This is a genomic window from Pedobacter sp., from assembly GCF_041662865.1.
Lineage (GTDB): Bacteria > Bacteroidota > Bacteroidia > Sphingobacteriales > Sphingobacteriaceae > Pedobacter.
This window is the reverse complement of record NZ_JBAZRL010000013.1, coordinates 41,722-62,792: the sequence shown is the minus strand read 5'-3', so window position 1 is coordinate 62,792 and position 21,071 is coordinate 41,722. Positions and strand designations below refer to the sequence as shown.

The following is a 21,071-nucleotide window of genomic DNA, read 5'->3' as shown; positions in this document are numbered from 1 at the left end:
GAAATGAATGAGTTCGGTCAGATTTCTTTACCTTCTTACAAAAACGGCATAACCGTTACGAAATTCCATTCTTTTTTCTCTTTTTTCACCCTCCATATTTATTGTACACATGACTAACTACACCAAGTTACCTGCGATTTTGTTATTAGCCGATGGCACTGTTTTTTATGGCAAAGCTGCTGGTAAAATAGGAACTACTACTGGCGAAATTTGCTTTAACACAGGAATGACAGGCTATCAAGAAGTATTTACAGACCCTTCTTATTTTGGTCAGATTATGGTAACTACCAATGCGCATATTGGTAATTATGGAATGCACAAAGAAGAAATCGAATCAGGATCTATAAAAATTGCTGGTTTAGTTTGTAAAAATTACAACATTCTATACAGCAGAAAAGAAGCCTCAGAATCAATACAAGATAACTTCCAGAATGAAAATATTGTAGGTATTTCAGAAATTGATACCCGTGCTTTGGTTCGTCACATTCGTAATAAAGGAGCAATGAATGCCATCATTTCTTCAGAAATTACTGATTTACAGGAATTGAAAAAGAGATTAGCTAATGTGCCTGATATGGATGGATTAGAGCTTTCATCTCAAGTTTCTACAACAGAGCCTTATTATTACGGTAATCCGGATGCTAATTATAAAATTGCAGCTTTAGATTTAGGCATTAAGAAAAACATCTTGCGCAATTTTGACGATAGAGATATTTACGTAAAAGTATATCCAGCCAAAACATCATTTGATGAAATGGACAAATGGGGGGCAAACGGATATTTCATTTCAAACGGCCCAGGGGATCCAGCGGCAATGGAGTATGCAATTGATACGGTTAAATCTATATTAGCAGCAGACAAACCCTTATTTGGGATTTGTTTAGGTCATCAGTTATTGGCAGAAGCAAACGGAATTGGTACTATGAAAATGTTTAATGGACACCGTGGATTAAATCACCCTGTTAAAAACATTATTAAAAACCACTGCGAAGTAACTTCTCAAAATCATGGTTTTGGTGTAATCCCAGAAGAAGTAAGAAAATCAGATAAAGTAGAAATTACACACATTAACTTAAATGATCAATCGATAGAAGGTATTCGTGTAAAAGGGAAAAAAGCATTCTCGGTACAATATCACCCAGAGTCTTCACCAGGCCCTCATGATTCTCGTTACTTATTCGATGATTTTGTTGACTTGATAAAAGGCGATTTAGTTTGGTAGATTAAGATTAATAAAATTATAAGATTAAAAGATGTTAGCAAAACCTAACATCTTTTTTGTTTTAGTAAGATTTACATGCAAAGTTTTACATCAAATAAAGTTTTACCTTGGCAGAACATCATTTCACCGACATTTTTATGTTTTTAATAAAAATTCATTTTCTATTCATATAAACCTTCTTACATTTATCCCCATGGAAAATAGAAATGCCATTATCAGTGTCAAGAACCTGGTAAAAAATTACGATGATTTTAAAGCAGTTCAGGGGTTAAGCTTTGATGTGTATGAAAATGAAATCTTTGGTTTACTTGGTCCCAACGGAGCTGGAAAAACAACTACCCTCGAAATTATTGAAACGCTTCGTCCTAAAACCTCAGGGGAAGTAACAGTAGATGGTTTTTCTATTGATAAAGATCAAAATGCCATCAAACGAATTATTGGTGTGCAATTACAAGCCGCAGGTTATTATCCTAATTTAAATTTAGTTGAGCTGCTTGAACTATTTTCTGGTTTGTATGGCGTGAGCGTAAAACCTATGGAAATGTTGGAGAAAGTAAATTTACAAGATAAAGCCAAAGCAAAATATAAAGCTTTATCTGGCGGACAAAAACAACGCTTTTCTATTGCAACTACACTCATTAATTCGCCAAAGATTATCTTTTTGGATGAGCCAACCACTGGTTTAGATCCTCAAGCTCGTAGAAACTTATGGGATTTGATTACTGAAATTCGTAATAACGGAACCACGGTGGTAATTACAACACATTATATGGATGAAGCCGAGCAATTGTGTGATCGTGTTGCTTTTGTAGAACGTGGACAAATTATCGCATTAGATACACCAGATCAATTAATAGATAATTTAATTGCGGGTGGTTTTGAGCGTAAAAAAGAAGTAAAAAAAGCAAATTTAGAAGATGTTTTTATCAATTTAACAGGCAAAGAGTGGCGTGAAGATTAAGTTAAACTTACAAAACATTCAAATATTTAACCTTTCAACAGTTCAACCTTAAAAAATGCAAGCACCATACAGTAATACCAAAGCCACTTTAGCTTTAGCAAAAGCAAGTTTCAGATCAATTATGCGCAGTCCATCTGCGGTAGTCTTCACTTTAGCTTTTCCATTAATTTTTATCCTTGTATTCGGATTTTTAGGCGGCGGTGGTACCAAGATAGATGTTGCAGTAGCACCTGGCTCAGATTTAAAAAATCCAATTATAGCCGCATTAGAAAAAATTCCTGTTATCAGATTATCTAAAAATGGTGATTCAGGAAGCATAAATAAAGGGCTAGAAAAAGGAGATTACGACGCAGTCATTGATGTTGAGAAAAATGCAAACGGTGTACCAGCCTATTTTACAAATGTTAAATACACATCGGCATCATTGGATAAGGGTAATATTTTAAAATCGGTTTTAAACGAACTTTCGTATAATTTAAACACTCAGAACTTAAAACCAACTGTTACAGAAATTAGAGCAAGTACAGTAAATGGCCGTTTATATCGTACTATAGATTTTATCTTGCCAGGACAATTAGGTTTCTCTTTATTAAGCACAGGTGTATTTGGTACCGCTTTCGTATTTTTTAGTTTACGTCAAAACTTAGTGATTAAGCGTTTCTTTGCTACTCCTGTAAAACGCTCAAGCATTGTACTGGGCGAAGGTATGGCTCGTATTGGTTTTGCTTTATTAGGCGCTTTGTTTATTATTTTAATCGGACACTTCGGGTTTAAATTCACTTTAATTAATGGTGCGGTCACGGTTATAAATATGCTCGTCTTAGCAACCATGGGTGTAATTGTATTTATGGGTTTTGGTTTCGTCGTTTCCGGTTTAGCAAAAAGCGAAAGTACTATCCCACCAATATCTAATATCATTACGTTACCTCAATTTTTATTGTCGGGTACTTTCTTTTCGATAGATGCATTTCCAACTTGGCTACAACCCATAAGTCGAGCTTTGCCCCTAACTTATTTAAACGATGCAATGCGTAAAGTAGCTTTTGAAGGCGCAAATCTTTGGGATGTAAAACACCAAATGCTTATTATGTTAATTTGGGGCATTGGAATTTACGCAGTAGCGGTTAAAACATTTAAATGGGAGTCTTAATTTTAAAAGCCTAATCGTATCTTAGGCTTAAAAAATTATTCCCATGAAAAACATTTCCATTTTATCCGCCAGTGTTAGAAATGGCCGAAATAGTCATCGCGTTGCACTTTATTTTAAACAATATTTAGAAGAAAATAAATTAGCAAACGTTACTATCATCGATCTAAAAGAATATAATTTCCCAATTTTCGAAGAACGTTTAAGATTCATTTCAGACCCTTCAGAAGCTATGCTTTCTTTTGCAAATGAAGTAACCAAAGCAGATGGGATTATCCTAGTAACACCTGAATATAACGGTGGTTATCCTGCTAGTTTAAAAAATGCAATTGATTTATTATACGCTGAATGGAAACGTAAACCAATTGCTATAGCTTCTGTTTCTGCAGGAGCATTCGCTGGGGCACAAGTACTCACATCCTTACAGTTTAGCTTATGGAAAATTGGTGCACTTACAATTCCGGCAATGTTTCCAGTAGGTACTGTAGAAAAAACATTTGATGAAAATGGCATACCAAGTGATGTAGCAGGAACGGATAAAAGAGCTGCAGTTTTTATAAATGAATTAATGTACTGGGTGGATGCCAAACATAAAATGGAAACCGAATAATTAAAGTTTTATTTTGCCTATACAGCTGACTTTCTTCGATTTATTAAAAAAATAAGCAGATACTTCCTTATAGTTTAAAAAATATTTTAACTTTGAAAACGCCCTAGGTAATTGTACTTTTTACACTAAGGGATTTTTTAATCAAAACCAAAATAAAATGAGTTTAATAATTGATGTCCACGCAAGACAAATCCTTGATTCTAGAGGAAATCCAACAATAGAAGTTGAAGTAGTTACAGAAAATGGCCAAATGGGTCGTGCAGCAGTTCCATCAGGAGCAAGTACTGGTCAACATGAGGCAGTTGAATTACGTGATGGCGACAAAAAAACCTACATGGGCAAAGGTGTTTTAAAAGCTGTTGAAAATGTAAATACCAAAATTGCTCAAGCGTTACAAGGCGTTGATGTTTTTGAACAAAACTTAATCGACAAGTTAATGATTGACTTGGACGGAACTGAAAATAAAGGAAATTTAGGTGCAAATGCAATTTTAGGTGTTTCTTTAGCAGTAGCAAAAGCAGCGGCTGCAGAAAGCAGACAACATTTATACCGTTACGTTGGTGATGTAATGCAAATACATTACCTATTCCGATGATGAACATCATTAACGGTGGTTCTCACTCTGATGCTCCAATTGCTTTTCAGGAATTTATGATTATGCCAGTGGGCGCCCCTTCATTCTCTGAGGCTTTACGTTGGGGAACTGAAGTATTCCATAATTTAAAAGCGATTTTACACGATAGAGGTTTATCTACAGCTGTTGGTGATGAAGGTGGTTTTGCACCAACTTTTGAAGGTACTGAAGATGCAATTGAAACTGTTTTAAAAGCAATTGAAAAAGCAGGTTACAAACCGGGTTCTGATATTTATTTGGCATTAGATTGTGCCTCATCTGAGTTTTACAAAGATGGCAAATATGATTATACTAAATTTGAAGGTGCAACAGGCGTAATTCGCACTAGCGAAGAGCAAGCACAATACTTAGCAGACCTATCAGCAAAATATCCAATTATCTCTATTGAAGATGGTATGGACGAAAATGACTGGACAGGTTGGAAAAGTTTAACCGATAAAATTGGAGATAAGGTTCAATTGGTTGGTGATGATTTATTTGTTACCAATGTAAAACGTTTACAACAAGGTATTGATAGTGCAACTGCGAACTCAATCCTAGTAAAAGTGAACCAAATTGGGTCTTTAACTGAAACTATTAATGCAGTGAGTTTGGCTCAAAACAATGGATATACTTCAGTAATGAGCCATAGAAGTGGTGAAACTGAAGATACAACTATTGCAGATTTAGCAGTTGCTTTAAACTGTGGTCAAATTAAAACCGGTTCTGCTTCACGTTCTGATAGGATTGCAAAATACAATCAATTATTACGTATCGAAGAAGAGTTAGGTGCTGCGGCACGTTTTATAGGCAAGAACTTCAAGTACGCTAAAAAATAATTCCATATCCGTTGACTTATTCGACGGCTATGATTGTTAACAAGTTGATAAACACATTTGCAAAACATCCGAAGATTTAAAACCTTCGGATGTTTTTATTTAATTATATATTTGCCCTGATGAAACGGTTATTAGAACTTTTGCGAAACAAATACTTTTTAGCTATTGTGGCTTTTGCCGTATGGATGTTGTTTTTTGATAAAAATGATATGCTTTCGCAATATGAATATCGTTCAGAAGTACACAAATTACAGGAAGAGAAAGATTTCTATACAAAGGAGACTGCATCCGTTAAAAAAGATCTTAAAGAACTAGACAGTAACTTAGTTACAGCAGAAAAGTTCGCTCGTGAAAAATATTTCATGAAAAAAGACAATGAAGATGTCTTTGTAATTGTTAAAGACGACACCAAATAATAGCCACTAGGGTAATAAAATATTTTCGTAACTATTTTCATTGTAATACTTTATATTCGCATTGAAAAGAATGTAAATTAACTCTGCAAGGGTGTTATGAAAAAAATAATCCTATTTTTCTTATTGTCTTTTACAAGCATTTATTATTCTTATTCTCAAGAATTACCCAACTTAAAGCATATTAAGTTAAATAAAAACGCTCACTTTAAGGATGCTGAGCCAACAGCATTAAAAGTTACCGATTATTTATTCTACACTCCAATTAATAAAAAAAATAGTTCAAGAACAGAAGCTGGTCAGTTTTTAATTAAGTGGATGAATGGCACACTTGACTATACTTTCTTCCTTGGTGAAAAAGAAACAAATTATTTTAATACTGATTCCGATTTGATGTTAATGTACATGGCAGGCTTAACTAAATTCACATTAGAAAATAGGACCATTAAAGATCAAAAGGAGTTAGTTTTAGGAGCTATGCGCTTAGTCCTTCCCTATTTGGATAAACAAGAAGACAAGAAGAGTTGGTCTAAGGAGCTTTGGCAATTAAACGACGCCAACCAAAAAGGTAAGTTGGAAGAATTTTTATATAACTAGTAGCCAAATTTTGGCAAGGCTAATTTATAGCGCACCACAATTATCCTTAAGGTAAAAATAAACGCAATTACAATAATTTTGGCTACATCTGCTTTGAGATTAAAATAGAGTAAAGCGAAGTAAAGAATGCCGCCTAAAATACAAGCTGTGGCATAAATTTCCTTTCTAAAAATTAAGGGGATTGTATTTAATAAGGTATCACGAATTACACCTCCAAAACATCCAGTAATTGTTCCAAGTGCTACACAAATACCTGGACTTAATCCAAAAACAATTCCTTTTTGTACTCCAACTAAGGTAAATAATCCTAATCCCAATGAATCGAATAAGAAAAGCGTTACCTTAAATTTTTTAATTTGTGTTTTAAAAAACACCGTGAGTAAAGAAGTTACCAAAATAAGCAGACAATAATTTACATCCCTCATCCAAGCAACCGGTGTATCTCCAAGCAATAAATCACGAACCGTTCCACCGCCAATTGAGGTAACAAATGCAATAATTAACACACCAAACGGATCTAATCGTCTTTGCATGGCTGCAAAAGAGCCCGAAATGGCAAAGGAGATAGTTCCTAAGATTTCAATTACATATGTAGTGCTAACATCTATCATACTTCTCCATTACGTTTTCTTAAAAACCATTCTGTGCTTAGTAAAAGTACAATTAATCCAAATAGCCATTTTAAATTAATGAGTTCTTCGTATTTACGATCTTCATAACTTATCGTTTTCAATTGCCCACTTTTTTCTAGTTCATTAATCAAACTTAACAAATTACCTGGCATAACCATTTTACCGCCACTTTGTTGTGCCATCGTATACAATAATTGATGGTTAGCGGTAGTCTGTTGGTATTCTGCGATTAGCGCATTAACATAAAATGCTCCTGAAGCAGTGTATTTCTTATCGCCTAAAACAGTGCTGGCTAAATAGGTATAATTCCCTTGCGGCATAGTACCTGCGTCTAAATGATAAGAATTTCCAAATTTAGAAAATGTGTAGTTGAATGTCTTACCATCCGTATTTTTAACTTGGACATTTACATCGGGTGTGTTTACAGGTTCATAAGCATCATTATATAAAGTTCCATTTAGCACTATATTTTCATTTTCATCAAAGGTGCTTTTTGTGCTATATACTTTAAACTTCCTTTTATCATCCTTAACAGAAAGATATTGTACAGTTTTAGAAATCAACTCATTAAATAACGGGTAACTATTATCATTTTTCGCTTCTTCTAACTTCCATTTCCAAATCCCCTCGCCGAGTAAAAAACCCAGTTTCTTGCCATTATCTTCCACATAAAACAAAAGAGGGTTTTGTGTATTAACCTTCCCTATCCTTTGACTTAGTACTGCTGTATAATCTTTATTGATACTCATATTAGCAAACGGCATTAGCAATGGATCATAGTCATTCAATTGGTTCAAAGAATTTGCATCTAAATTAAAAGCTGTAAAATTAGCATCAGGATAGGGGAAAACTTCTTGTAAAGAACCATTAGCTCTGCCAAAATTTAGTGTTTTTTGTATCTGATTAAAGACACCGATATTGCTTTGTGCGCCCAAAATATACCAAAGGGATAATTTTGCTCCTTGTAGTTTAGAGATTAAAGCTGTAGCTACATTTCCATTACTCGGTAATTGATATAAAATAGCTAAACTGTATTTAGTTGGGTCAACTGTGTTCAATTCCTCTGCTAAAGCAACTGTAACTTCGTAATGCTTATTTAATTCGATGGCTTGTTTTATAGCTGTAATATCAGGATGCGGAGCCGCTGCAGCTAATAATATCTTTTGGCGAGCATCAATCACTTCTATAAAAATAGTTTGACTATTGTTTTTGGTCGTAATTTCGTTTTTTAAGGATGATAAATTGATGGTGTATTTCTGTATCCCAATTTTATTTGCTTTCAATTTTATCTGTACATCTTTAACAAAGCTATTTGAGTTAATCGATAAATTTTGTTCTTTAACTTTGGCTCCATTTTCCAAAACTGAAAGTTGTGCGGTTTCTCCTTTACTTTCAAAGGCTTGCACTTGAACATCCAACGTAAATTCATTATCTAAATAAACTAGATTGTTGTAGTTTACATTAGCAATTAAAACATCTCTTTTTGGGATGGTATCGCCCATGGCAATAGTATAAACAGGTGTTTTTATTTTATTTAATTCATATAATGGATTTCCACCACGATTAAAAATACCATCGCTTGCTAAAATTACGGCGCCTACATTTCTATTTAACAGCTCGTCATTTAATTGATTAAATAATAACGAGGCGTTGCTCAATTTCCCTTGCCCAGAGAAATTAAGGCCACTTTTAACACTATCACTGAAGCTATACGTCTTTACCTCATACTTAGCAGAAAGTTGGTCTGCTAGCTGTTTTAAATCTTGTTGATATTTGCGTTTATTAAATCCTCTAGGTTCAATTTGATCAACAGAAATAGAATTATCATGAGCTAAAACAATAATTGGTTTTTCTGGTGTATAAGAAATCCGTTTTACTAAAGGAGCAAAAAACAACCAAGTAATAGCAGCAATTACTAATATTCTTAAAGTTGTAAGTGCATATTTTAAATTATTGGGAAGGTTTTTATTTTTGCGATATAAAAGCCAAGCATACAAACAACCTAGTAAGAGGCAGGCAACAAAAGTTACTATAGAAGATGCTGAAAAAAAATTGCCCATAAGCTTAAACGTAAAGATGCTAATTTTCTAAAAAAATCAACGTAATTTGTTACCGAAATAGACATTCTAATGAAAATATTTATAAAGTTAATGCTCGTTCTTATGATGACCACAACTGCATGTGCTCAAAACACTTTTAAGCAAAATCAATTAAAATTTGAACGTGTTAAGAATGCATATGAAGAAAAATGGGCGTCACTACAAAATGAATTACAAAGCGCAGGACTGACTGGCAATTTTAATCTTTATATCGCAGCTTATAAAAGTGAGGGAAAATTAGAATTATGGCTAAAAACGCCTAACAAAAAGCACTATAAATTATTTAAAACCTATGATTTCTGCGCACATTCTGGGACTTTAGGTCCAAAAGTAATCGAAGGCGATGGGCAAACGCCAGAGGGATTTTATAAAATCAATGTATTTAATCCAGAAAGCAGTTTCCATTTGTCTTTAGGAATTGATTACCCTAACAAAGTGGATGCAATACGTACTGGTAAAGGCAATAAAACTGGTGGAGATATTTACATTCATGGCAATTGCGTAACCGTTGGTTGTATTCCTTTAACCGATGAAAAAATAAAAGAAGTGTACGTTTTAGCCGTTGAGGCTCGCAATGACGGACAAGAAGAAATTCCTGTAAATATTTTTCCGTTTAAAATGACCAATGCCAATTTGAAAAAATATAGTGTTCAGTTTCCTGAAAAAGCTAATTTTTGGCAAACCTTACAAAAAGGCTATACCGTATTTAATAAGGATAAAAACTTAGCAAAAGTTGATCAGTTAAATGGAAATTATGTAGTGAAATAGTTATAAAGTTGAAGGTTGAAATGTTTTGGATTCAGAACATTTCAACCTTTCAACTCTTAATTCTTCAATTTTTTATAGCATGCCGCCGCAAACAGATAATGTTTGCCCAGTTACGTAAGCACTCATATCTGAGGCTAAGAAAACGCAAACATTTGCAATATCTTCAGTTTCACCAGCACGTTTTAATGGAATATCTTTTTCCCAACCTGCAACTACTGCTGGATCTAAAACCTCTGTCATTTCGGTACGGATAAAGCCCGGTGCAACCACATTTGCACGAATATTACGAGAACCTAATTCTTTAGCTACTGATTTAGTGAACCCTATAATTCCTGCTTTTGAAGCTGCATAATTTGCCTGACCAGCATTACCTGTTACGCCAACTACAGAACTCATATTAATGAATACACCTTTACGTGCTTTCATCATTATTTTAGAAACTGCTTTAGTTACGTTAAAAACAGATTTCAAGTTAACATTCATTACGTCATCCCAATTTTCTTCCGTCATACGCATTAACAAACCATCTTTTGTAATCCCTGCGTTGTTAACCACGATATCAATAGTGCCGAAATCAGCTACAATGTCATTTATCAATTGCTCCGCTTCGTTAAATTTAGAAGCATCAGAGCGATAACCTTTAACTTTAGTACCAAAATTTTGTAATTCTTGTTCTAATGTGTGCCCTTTTTCAACTGATGATAAATAAGTGAATGCAACATTAGCACCTTGTTCTGCAAATTTTTCGGCTATTTTGCGACCTATTCCTTTTGAAGCACCTGTGATAAGTGCGGTTTTTCCTTCTAGTAATTTCATTATGAAATATTGTAAGTTGAACTATTTAATGCTGTAAAGTTAATAATATTGTTGAATGCTTAATTGTTATGTTTTCTATCTATGCCCTAGATTGTGAACTACACTGCAGGTTCTTGCTGACTCAAACAATGAAAGCTTCCTAATCCCCAAATAATATCTATAGAATCAATGCCTACAACTGATCTATCGGGGAAAGCCTTTTGAATAATTTCTAGCGCAATTTTATCATTTACATCTCTAAATGTGGGTACGATAACCGCAGCATTGGCAATATAAAAGTTAGCATAAGAAGCTGGTAAGCGTGTATCTTCATGTATAACTGGCGATGGCATTGGCAATTTGATAATATTCAACGGTCGCCCATCAAGCAATCTCATTTCTTTCAATGCTTCGTAGTTTTCTTGCAATAATATATGATTTTCATCCAACGGATTACTTTCCAAAACCGTTAAAACTGTATCCTCATTTACAAAACGGGTAATATCATCTATATGTCCATCGGTATCATCCCCAATAATGCCATCTCCTACCCATAAAACCTGTTCTGCACCATAGAACTCTTTTAAATAGGTTTCGATTTGTTCTTTATTTAAGTATGGGTTTCTGTTTTCGTTCAGCAAGCAAGCTGTACTAGTTAGAATTGTTCCAGCTCCATTAAACTCTACTGAACCACCTTCCATTACTATATTCGGAGTAAACAACGGTAGATTAAAATGTTTAGCAATTTTAGTTGGTATCACATCATCTAAATCAAATGGCGGATATTTTCCTCCCCAAGCATTATAACCCCAATCGACAACTGCTTTTTCGTTTCCTTTAACGACAAAAGCAGGCCCATGATCGCGGCACCAAGCATCGTTACTTTCGTTGAAGTAAAACTCTATTTGTGATAAATCTGCATCAACTTTCTGCAATTCTGAGATAGCAAAAGCTTTCATCTCTTCATCCTTTACATTAATGCGCACTTTTTCGCCTGTGGCAACAATTTTGATGAATTGACAATAGGGTTCGTAAATGGTTTCGATTTTACCAGGCCAACTTTCCTCTTTATGAGGCCAGCTTAACCAAGTAGCTTCATGTTTAGCCCACTCTGCAGGGAATTTGTATCCTTGCTTCTTCGGCGAGTTTGCAAACTCCGGTTGTTCGGAAGTATCTATCACACTAATCCCCATCAATATATCTTTTTGTAATTGGCTGATAAGAATCTATTCGTCTATCTCTTAAAAATGGCCAATGTTTGCGCATATAATCACTTTGACTTAAATCTAACTCAACCACTTCTGTTTCTTCCTTGTCGTGTGATGCTAGATAAAGTAATTTACCTTGTGCATTAGTTGCAAAACTTCCGCCCCAAAACTTCATAGCGCCATCTTGCTCAAAACCTACACGATTAACACTTACTACTGGAACTCCATTTGCTACCGCATGAGAACGTTGTATGGTTTGCCAAGCATTGTATTGGTCTTCATTAGTTTCTTCATCTTGATCGGTTGCCCAACCAATGGCTGTTGGATAAAACATGATATCTGCGCCCATTAAAGCCGTAATACGAGAAGCTTCTGGGTACCATTGATCCCAACAAATTAAAATACCGATTTTAGCAAATTTTGTTTCAAAAACCTTGTAACCTAAATCGCCTGGCGTAAAATAAAATTTCTCATAAAAAGCTGGATCATCAGGAATATGCATTTTGCGATATTTGCCTAAGTAACTTCCATCAGCATCTAAAACCGCAGTTGTATTATGATATAGGCCCTCAGCTCGTTTTTCGAATAATGAAGCAACAATTACAACACTTAGTTCTTTAGCAACTACCTGTAAAGCATCAGTAGATGGTCCAGGAATTTTCTCTGCTAAATCAAAGTTGTCATAATCCTCTACATCACAAAAGTATAAAGAGGTAAACAGCTCTTGCAAACACACAATTTGAGCACCTTTTGCTGCTGCATCTCTAATTTTAACTATCGCTTTATCTAAGTTTTCTTGCTTATCCTTTGTACAGCTCATCTGCACTAAGCCAACTTTTACTTTACTCATAGGTATAAAATTTGAGCTGCAAAGTTACTAAAAAAGGCGGAAGGGTAAAAGCACGAAGGTTTAAGGTTTGTAAAATGATTTAAAAGCGATTGTTGTAGTAATTAAAGTTAGTCTAGCTATTTGTTTCAATCTTATTTCACGCTTTACCAGAATTCTTTGAATCTGTTATAAAGCTAAATAGAGAATTTTCGCCGCTATAGCGTTTACATATGATTAAATAGATAAACAGGTTTACAAGTTTGTTATGAGAATTTTAATACCTTGGTTAATACATTAAGTTTCATTTATCTATCAAAACAAATGGTATTTCTTTCTAAATTATTATACTTTATTAGCCATCATGGTTTTTATACCACTCTTATAGTTGCTTTATTTTTTTTAATAGTTTCCAATTTAACCAAAAAATTTTGGGTGCTTATTCTAATTATCCCAATCTCAGTTGCAAATGGTATTGGCAGTCAGTACTTAAATGCTTGGTTCCTTAATAAACATGGTGTAAAAAGTACTGCAATTATTACTTCAGACATAGAAACCACTTCTACTTTAAATGATCAATACATACATAATTATGAAGCTATAGTGCGAAAACAAGATGGCAAATATGTAAGTACATATTTTTCTTCAACTTTTGCAACAGTTTACCCTATCGAAAACGCGATCCACATTCCACGAATGGGCAAAACATTTCCGGTTAAATATATTGTTGGATACGAAAAAAATATGGTGATTCTTTACAATGAATACGAAGAAGGTCAAAAATTGCGACGTTACGAAAAACAGGCTCCAATTATCTCTGCTCGTATGAAATATGAAGCTGATAAAACAAATAAAGAGTTTATTGAAGGATATATTGCTGCCTTAAAAGCGTATACAGAAGTCTATCAAGATGATAACTCAGAAAAGTATAACCGATTGATTAAAGAATTACATCAAGAATTAGATCGTTTAAAATAGTTTAAATTATTAATCCTGCTTTATATTCCTCTTGCAATTCAGATAAACATTTGGCGCATAAACAACCATCGTACAACTCACTAATGTATTGTACTTCATTAATGGTAAGTTGTACTGCGCTGCATTGACATTTGGTATATGAATTTGCCATACATTCTATCCCAGTCCCACAACGCTCGCATGGAATAATTTCGTGTTTTGTCATGTACTGATACAAAGATATAACCTTTTAATCTAAGGATAAAGGGACTAATCTAGCCGTAAAGTAAAACAAAAAAGGAGCAAGATGTTGCCATCTGTACTCCTTCATATTTATTTGGCAAACTAAAAAACTAGCCTGAACAGCTGATACAGCCTTCTTCCATCGAACAAACTGGCCCATCAACAATTTCTTCAGCTACTTGATCTTGAGGAATTGTATCTGGGATTACAGCTTCAATTGCTTTACCCCCTTGGTTTTCTACCGTGAATTTAACAGCTTGAGAAGCAGCTTGTGTACGTAAATAGTACATACCTGTTTTCAATCCTTTTTTCCAAGCGTAGAAATGCATTGAAGTTAATTTCGATGTATTTGGTGCATTGATAAACAAGTTTAGGGACTGCGATTGGCAGATATAAGCACCTCTATCAGCAGCCATATCGATAATGTTACGCATTTTGATTTCCCAAACTGTTTTGTACAATTCTTTAATATAATCAGGAATTTCTGCAATATCTTGAATTGAACCATTTGCTAAAATAATTCTATCTTTCATTGCTGGCGTCCACAAGCCTAAAGAAACCAAGTCTTTTAATAAGTGTTTGTTTACTACCACAAACTCTCCACTTAATACACGACGGGTATAGATATTTGAAGTGTATGGTTCGAAACATTCGTTGTTTCCTAAAATTTGTGAAGTAGACGCAGTTGGCATTGGTGCTACTAATAATGAGTTGTACACACCTGTTTTAACTACACGTTTGCGTAAACTTTCCCAATCCCAACGTTTACTTTTTGGAGTTACATTCCAAAGATCAAATTGGAATTTCCCTTTAGATAATGGTGAACCTTTAAAGCTTTCGTAATGACCATTTTTCACAGCCAAATCAGCTGATGCTGTCATTGCAGCAAAATAAATAGTTTCAAAAATATCAGTATTTAATTCTTTAGCTGCATCACTTTCGAAAGGTAAACGCATTAAAATAAATGCATCTGCTAAACCTTGTACACCTAATCCAACTGGACGGTGACGGAAGTTAGAGTTTTGCGCTTCTATAACTGGGTAATAGTTATGATCAATAATTTTATTCAAGTTTAATGTAGCCTGATAGGTTACATCATATAATTTTTGGTGATCAAATTCGCCATTAATTACAAATCGTGGCAACGCTAATGAAGCTAAATTACAAACCGCAACTTCATCTTTAGACGTGTACTCAATAATTTCAGTACATAAGTTAGATGACTTAATTGTACCTAAATTTTGTTGATTTGATTTACCATTTGCAGCGTCTTTGTACAACAAATATGGTGTACCAGTTTCAATTTGAGCATCTAAAATAGCGAACCAAAGCTCTTGTGCTTTTATCGTTTTACGAGCTCTACCTTCTTGTTCGTATTTAGTATATAATTTATTAAACTCCTCGCCATGGCAATCTGCTAAACCTGGTGCTTCATCTGGCGAGAATAAACTCCAATCGCCGTTGTCTTCTACACGTTGCATAAATAAATCGCAAATCCAAAGTGCATAGAATAAATCACGAGCTCTCATTTCCTCCTTACCATGATTTTTACGTAAGTCTAAGAAAGCAAAAATATCAGCATGCCAAGGCTCTAAATAAATAGCAAAAGCACCTTTACGTTTACCTCCACCTTGATCTACGTAACGAGCCGTATCGTTAAACACTTTTAACATTGGTACGATACCATTACTTGTACCATTTGTTCCGCCTATATAAGCTCCTGTAGCACGGATGTTGTGAATGCTTAACCCAATACCGCCAGCACTTTGAGAAATTTTAGCAGTTTGTTTTAAGGTATCATAAATACCTTCAATACTATCATCTTGCATAGTTAACAAGAAACACGATGACATTTGAGGTTTAGGAGTTGCTGCGTTAAATAAAGTTGGCGTAGCATGTGTAAACCAACGCTCACTCATCAAGTTGTAAGTTTTGATAGCACTTTCGATGTCTTCTTTGTGAATACCAACCGACACACGCATAAATAAATGCTGTGGGCGTTCTACAATTACACCATTCACTTTTAATAAATACGATTTTTCTAAGGTTTTGAAACCGAAATAATCAAAACCAAAGTCTCTATCGTAAATAATAGTGCTATCTAAAATATCCGCATTGTTTTTAATTACTTCCCAAACATCTTCTGCAATAAGCGATGAAGGTTTATCTGTTTTAGGATCTACATAAGTGTACAGCATTTCCATCGTTTTAGAGAACGATTTTACTGTGTTTTTGTGCAAGTTAGAAACCGCGATACGCGATGCTAGCAAAGCATAATCTGGGTGTTTTGTAGTTAGGGACGCAGCCGTTTCTGCTGCAAGATTATCAAGTTCTGAAGTCGTAACACCATCGTATAACCCCTCAATTACCTTTTTGGCAACATCTATTGGATCTACTAATTCCGCGTTAAAACCATAACACAACTTCTCAATACGAGCGGTTATCTTATCAAACTTTACCGCTTCTTGGCGGCCATCTCTTTTTATTACAAACATCCTAATCAAGTATTAATGGTGCGTATTTGGACAATAGCGGCACCAGGTTTTAAATTATTTCTATTATATAGTTTCAAGTACCAGACAAAGCCCTAACCTTTTGTCTTTAACTCTAATTAAAAATCGTCATCTAGTGAAAATGCAGCTGCTTTATCTTCTGTAGAGGTTAATACTCCACTTTTTTGATAATCACCTACTCTTTTCTCAAAGAAATTTGTTTTTCCTTGTAGTGAAATCATCTCCATAAAATCGAATGGATTTGACGCATTATATATTTTTTTATAGCCTAACTCACCTACCCATCTATCCGCTACAAACTCAATATATTGGCTCATTAATTTGGCATTCATTCCAATTAAGGCTACTGGCAAAGCATCGGTAATAAATTCTTTTTCAATTTCTACCGCATCACGGATGATATCATGCACTTGTTTTTCGCTTAATCTATTTTCTAGCATACTATACAGCAAGCAAGCAAATTCGCAGTGCATACCTTCATCTCTAGAAATTAATTCGTTGCTAAAGGTTAAACCTGGCATTAGACCACGTTTTTTCAACCAAAAAATAGAACAGAAACTACCGCTAAAGAAAATCCCTTCTACCGCAGCAAACGCTACTAAACGCTCTGCAAAAGTTCCATTTTCAATCCAACGTAAAGCCCATTCTGCTTTTCTTTTTACTGCCGGAACAGTATCAATTGCATGGAATAGATGATCTTTTTCATCTGGATCTTTAATGTATGTGTCAATTAACAACGCATAGGTTTCAGCATGGATATTTTCCATCATAATTTGGAAACCATAAAAACAACGTGCTTCTGGTAACTGAACTTCGCTCATAAAGTTTACAGCTAAGTTTTCGTTTACAATACCATCACTAGCAGAGAAAAAAGCTAAAATGTGAGAAATGAAATGTCTTTCGCCATCATTTAAATTATCCCAATGTTTTTGATCATCGGATAAATCAATTTCTTCTGCTGTCCAAAAACTCGCTTCACTTTTTTTATACATCTCCCAAATGGCGGGATATTTAATTGGGAGTAGAACAAAACGATCTTTGTTTTCTTTTAATAGTAATTCTTGTTCTTGCTGCATAAGTTTTAGTTTTTTAACGTTCAGAAATTGCATTTACAGGTTAATTAGTTTTGTAGTGCAAGTAAAAATTTGCCTTATTCTTTAAAACTATGTTAAACCCCTTAACCTAAAAGCTTTATCAAAATCACGCCGCCAACATCTGGAGTACTTAGTTTAAACTTTTAAAAAACATTGAATTTTTAACGCTTTTTAAACAACTAAATATTAAGTATTTAAATAATATTGTGAGTGGATTCCTTTAAAGAACTTTCTTTAACAAATATAGAAGTTGGTCGATTTTTTGAGCTGTAAAGTTGTTAACATGTTGTTGATTTGGATCGTAATTCTCATCAAAATTCGGTCATAAACAACATGGAAAAAAGCTAATTATTTCTTTTTAAGCACTTAGGGAATCGAAATGAGTGTTAATAATTTTAAAAAATGTGTTATAACAGGATATCATTAGCTCGTAAAAAAATATCACCTGTGAAGAAAGACAAAATCAATTTTGCAAAGACATTTAATAATATAAAATATTTATTAAGTCAGTAATAAAAGTGCACATTTAACAAATTGAAGTAACCTTATATGCAAATAAGTTCTCCACAGTTTTTATATTTTTCTAGAAAATTATCGTTATGTACAATTTAAATACATATTTATTGATATCATCAAATGTTTATAAAAAGTAACTACTTTTTAATAAAACAAGAATAAAACTATTTACTTTTGCTATGTCTTAAAGATGGAGATTATCGTAAAAAATAAAAAGCCCGGTATGGACCCGGGCAAAAGAAAAAATAAGATAATTTGATTTTACTTTTGGAAGATAAAATCTTTAAGAATTACGCCTTCTCTCTTTGGTTTGCTTTTTTTGCGAGAAAAAGCTCACCTTTTTGGTCATAACTAGCTGACTTTCTTATTACAAAGATAGAAGTTGTGCGATTTTTTGAGCTGTAAAGTTGTTAACATGTTGTTGATTTGGATCGTAATTCTCATCAAAATTCGGCCATAAACAACATGGAAAAAAGCTAATTATTTCTTTTTAAGCACTTAGGGAATCGAAATGAGTGTTAATAATTTTAAAAAATGTGTTATAACACAAGAATTATTAAAATTATTTAGAGAGCACATAGGTGATCTCTACTTTGGCATAACCTAGTCTGTAAATGCCTATGGCTTTGGCCGCTGACTGTGATAAGTCTAAGGAAAATTTCTTGCTATGTGGACCTCGATCGTTTACTCTAACTGTAACCGTTTTACCATTCACTAGGTTCCTCACTTTAATTAATGTACCAAAGGGAAGTGTTAAATGCGCAGCTGTTAATTTCGCCGCTCTGTATCTTTCACCGCTAGTTGTTCTCCTGCCTTCAAACTTTTTGGCATAATAAGATGTGTAAATAGTTTTTACAACGGTATCGGGTTGTTTTGCAGGTAAATTTTGTGCTTTTACTGACAAAGAGGCAATGCAAAAGAGTAGCAAAAGTTTCAATTTATTTTTCATAGGCAAATCAAATATACAAAATGAGTTCCATTTAGGAAGTTGCGAGTTTCTTTACATGAAACTCATCTATTCATCGCCCTGGCAAAGCAAAAAAAATGCCCAGATAAATCTGAGCATTTTTAAAATCAATTAATTGTATTACTTTTTATCTGGCACAAAATTCATTGAAATTGAATTTACACAATGACGTGTGTTTTTTGAGGTTAAACCTTCGCCTACAAATACGTGACCTAAATGAGCACCACAATTTGAACAAACAATTTCTGTGCGTTGTCCATCAGCATCTGGCACACGTTTTACCGCACCTTTAATTTCATCATCAAAAGATGGCCATCCGCAATGTGCATCAAATTTAGAATCTGATCTATACAAAGCAGCGTTGCAACGTTTGCAGGTATAAGTGCCCTTTTCGTTAAATTTATCATATTTACCCGTACCTGGATATTCTGTTCCTTTACGAACAATAACGTCTTCTTCTTCTTTGGTTAATTTATTGTATTCCATTTTCTTAGTAGTTTTAGATGGAGGTATTTTTTCTTGTTTCTGTGCGCAAGCAACTAAGCTTGTTAAAAATAACAGACTTAATGCTAATACTGTTTTATTGATTATTCCTTTCATGTGTGTTATGTTTTTAAACATATACGTTTTGCGTTAAGGTTTGGATTTTAATGCCGCTTATACAAATATAAATAATCGCCGGGCTTTGTTTTTCACGCCAACGTAAGGTTTTAATAACTTTTTGGGCACAAAAAAAACGTTCCATACTATGAAACGCTTTTACGATTGATTTTAAATCAATTTTATTTTTTTAACGCTTTAGCCATTGCCTCACCAATTTCTGCTGGGCTTTCTACTACGATAATTCCGCACTCAGCCATAATTTTCATTTTAGCAGCAGCTGTATCATCGGCACCGCCAACAATTGCACCAGCATGACCCATTCTACGTCCTGGAGGCGCAGTTTGGCCAGCGATGAAACCAACAACTGGTTTAGTACCATTTGCTTTAATCCATAATGCTGCTTCAGCTTCCATACCACCACCAATTTCACCAATCATGATGATACCTTCAGTTTCTGGATCATTCATTAACAATTCTACAGCTTCTTTAGTCGTTGTTCCGATAATCGGATCGCCACCAATACCAATTGCAGTTGTAATACCTAAACCAGCTTTTACTACTTGGTCTACTGCTTCGTAAGTTAAGGTACCTGATTTAGAAACCACACCAACTGTACCTTTTTTGAAAATAAAGCCAGGCATGATACCAATTTTAGCTTCATCAGCAGTAATTACACCTGGACAGTTAGGACCAATTAAACGGCAATCTCTTCCGTTTATATAAGATTTTACAGCAATCATATCCTTAGTAGGAATACCTTCTGTAATACAAACAATAACTTTAATACCAGCTTCTGCAGCTTCCATAATTGCATCTGCAGCAAATGCTGGTGGTACAAATATAATAGATACATTAGCACTAGCCTTATCAACCGCGTCTTTTACAGTGTTAAATACTGGTCTGTCTAAGTGCGTTTGACCACCTTTACCAGGTGTTACCCCGCCAACAACGTTTGTACCGTAAGCTATCATTTGCTCTGCATGGTACGTACCTTCATTACCGGTAAATCCTTGAACAATTACTTTTGAATCTTTATTTACTAAAACACTCATTATATCTATTTTTTTGTGCAAATCTAAGGTAATTGAAATGGATTGTCAAATGCAATTGGCAGATAATTTATCATATCGGTATTTATTACATTTTATGCTGATGCTTATAGGATTATTATGGGCACCAATCATGGCAGAAGTACGAGTAAATATCATTTTTTTAGCTCGCCACCGCTATGGCTCATGGAAGTGAGCCATGATTTGCGTGAGATGGTGAGGCGAAGACTGGTATTACAATATAACCGTTGGCGGGAGAAACCAAGCATAACCAAAAATCTAGTCTAGAACAAACAGGGGTTTGCTTAGGTCATCTTAAGAGCTAGTCCGCATCTAGTCCGCATCTAGTCCGCGTTTTTAATCAATAATGCGGACTAGATGCGGATTAATTATGGTGAT

General features: G+C 34.4%; 19 protein-coding genes and 1 pseudogene. 9 read left to right on the top strand and 11 right to left on the bottom strand.

All coding sequences use genetic code 11. The annotated features are described in order from the left end of the window. The first annotated feature begins 109 nt into the window (after positions 1-109). From carA to WC622_RS06755, 7 genes and pseudogenes are all read left to right on the top strand, one after another. Complete coding sequence (gene carA / locus WC622_RS06785) at positions 110-1,222, top strand: glutamine-hydrolyzing carbamoyl-phosphate synthase small subunit (RefSeq protein ID WP_372818517.1); 1,113 nt, start codon at positions 110-112, stop codon at positions 1,220-1,222. A gap of 193 nt (positions 1,223-1,415) precedes the next feature. Next, positions 1,416-2,183, top strand: a complete 768-nt coding sequence (locus tag WC622_RS06780) for an ABC transporter ATP-binding protein (protein ID WP_372818513.1) — start codon at positions 1,416-1,418, stop codon at positions 2,181-2,183. A 55-nt stretch (positions 2,184-2,238) separates the two neighbouring features. After that, positions 2,239-3,333, top strand: a complete 1,095-nt coding sequence (locus WC622_RS06775) for an ABC transporter permease (RefSeq protein WP_372818511.1) — start codon at positions 2,239-2,241, stop codon at positions 3,331-3,333. A gap of 43 nt (positions 3,334-3,376) precedes the next feature. Beyond that, complete coding sequence (locus tag WC622_RS06770) at positions 3,377-3,940, top strand: NADPH-dependent FMN reductase (RefSeq protein WP_372818509.1); 564 nt, start codon at positions 3,377-3,379, stop codon at positions 3,938-3,940. A 157-nt stretch (positions 3,941-4,097) separates the two neighbouring features. Further along, positions 4,098-5,392 (top strand): annotated as a pseudogene (eno, locus tag WC622_RS06765) (phosphopyruvate hydratase). Positions 5,393-5,511: 119 nt separating this feature from the next. Next, positions 5,512-5,808 (top strand): septum formation initiator family protein, encoded by a 297-nt coding sequence (locus tag WC622_RS06760; RefSeq protein WP_372818507.1) that lies wholly within the window; start codon positions 5,512-5,514, stop codon positions 5,806-5,808. Positions 5,809-5,904: 96 nt separating this feature from the next. Further along, complete coding sequence (locus WC622_RS06755) at positions 5,905-6,402, top strand: hypothetical protein (protein WP_372818505.1); 498 nt, start codon at positions 5,905-5,907, stop codon at positions 6,400-6,402. On the opposite strand, the gene WC622_RS06750 is transcribed toward WC622_RS06755, so the two are convergent. Then, positions 6,399-7,013 carry a trimeric intracellular cation channel family protein gene (locus WC622_RS06750; protein ID WP_372818503.1) on the bottom strand — a complete coding sequence of 205 codons (615 nt, stop codon included), beginning with the start codon at positions 7,011-7,013 and terminating at the stop codon, positions 6,399-6,401. The two genes, WC622_RS06755 and WC622_RS06750, sit on opposite strands and share 4 nt — an antisense overlap. Then, a complete protein-coding gene (locus WC622_RS06745; RefSeq protein ID WP_372818501.1) occupies positions 7,010-9,094 on the bottom strand; it encodes a hypothetical protein in 2,085 nt (694 codons plus the stop codon). Before WC622_RS06745 ends, WC622_RS06750 begins: the two co-directional genes overlap by 4 nt. 69 nt (positions 9,095-9,163) lie before the next feature. Between WC622_RS06745 and WC622_RS06740 the strand changes: the two genes are divergently transcribed. After that, positions 9,164-9,901, top strand: a complete 738-nt coding sequence (locus tag WC622_RS06740; RefSeq protein ID WP_372818499.1) for a murein L,D-transpeptidase family protein — start codon at positions 9,164-9,166, stop codon at positions 9,899-9,901. A gap of 72 nt (positions 9,902-9,973) precedes the next feature. On the opposite strand, the gene fabG is transcribed toward WC622_RS06740, so the two are convergent. The 3 genes from fabG to WC622_RS06725 all read right to left on the bottom strand — a co-directional run bounded on the left by fabG (position 9,974) and on the right by WC622_RS06725 (position 12,754). After that, complete coding sequence (gene fabG, locus WC622_RS06735; protein WP_372818497.1) at positions 9,974-10,717, bottom strand: 3-oxoacyl-[acyl-carrier-protein] reductase; 744 nt, start codon at positions 10,715-10,717, stop codon at positions 9,974-9,976. Positions 10,718-10,815: 98 nt separating this feature from the next. Then, positions 10,816-11,889, bottom strand: coding sequence for an agmatine/peptidylarginine deiminase (locus WC622_RS06730; protein ID WP_372818495.1), 1,074 nt, complete (start codon positions 11,887-11,889; stop codon positions 10,816-10,818). Then, positions 11,879-12,754, bottom strand: a complete 876-nt coding sequence (locus tag WC622_RS06725; RefSeq protein ID WP_372818494.1) for a carbon-nitrogen hydrolase — start codon at positions 12,752-12,754, stop codon at positions 11,879-11,881. Before WC622_RS06725 ends, WC622_RS06730 begins: the two co-directional genes overlap by 11 nt. A 411-nt stretch (positions 12,755-13,165) precedes the next feature. On the opposite strand from WC622_RS06725, the gene WC622_RS06720 reads away from it, so the two are divergent. Next, positions 13,166-13,708, top strand: coding sequence for a hypothetical protein (locus WC622_RS06720; protein WP_372818492.1), 543 nt, complete (start codon positions 13,166-13,168; stop codon positions 13,706-13,708). A gap of 1 nt (position 13,709) precedes the next feature. On the opposite strand, the gene WC622_RS06715 is transcribed toward WC622_RS06720, so the two are convergent. The 6 genes from WC622_RS06715 to sucD form a co-directional block, all read right to left on the bottom strand. Continuing rightward, positions 13,710-13,913: a cysteine-rich CWC family protein gene (locus tag WC622_RS06715; RefSeq protein WP_372818490.1), complete on the bottom strand. Its 204-nt coding sequence runs from the start codon at positions 13,911-13,913 to the stop codon at positions 13,710-13,712. Between the two features lie 127 nt (positions 13,914-14,040). Next, positions 14,041-16,425, bottom strand: a complete 2,385-nt coding sequence (locus WC622_RS06710) for a ribonucleoside-diphosphate reductase subunit alpha (RefSeq protein ID WP_372818488.1) — start codon at positions 16,423-16,425, stop codon at positions 14,041-14,043. 116 nt (positions 16,426-16,541) lie between these two features. Then, complete coding sequence (locus WC622_RS06705; protein ID WP_372818487.1) at positions 16,542-17,519, bottom strand: ribonucleoside-diphosphate reductase small subunit; 978 nt, start codon at positions 17,517-17,519, stop codon at positions 16,542-16,544. Positions 17,520-18,615: 1,096 nt separating this feature from the next. Next, positions 18,616-19,002 carry a septal ring lytic transglycosylase RlpA family protein gene (locus tag WC622_RS06700; RefSeq protein ID WP_372818485.1) on the bottom strand — a complete coding sequence of 129 codons (387 nt, stop codon included), beginning with the start codon at positions 19,000-19,002 and terminating at the stop codon, positions 18,616-18,618. A gap of 138 nt (positions 19,003-19,140) precedes the next feature. Next, positions 19,141-19,620, bottom strand: a complete 480-nt coding sequence (locus WC622_RS06695; RefSeq protein WP_372818483.1) for a methionine-R-sulfoxide reductase — start codon at positions 19,618-19,620, stop codon at positions 19,141-19,143. Between the two features lie 182 nt (positions 19,621-19,802). Beyond that, positions 19,803-20,675 carry a succinate--CoA ligase subunit alpha gene (gene sucD, locus WC622_RS06690; RefSeq protein WP_372818482.1) on the bottom strand — a complete coding sequence of 291 codons (873 nt, stop codon included), beginning with the start codon at positions 20,673-20,675 and terminating at the stop codon, positions 19,803-19,805. Positions 20,676-21,071: the final 396 nt, after the last annotated feature.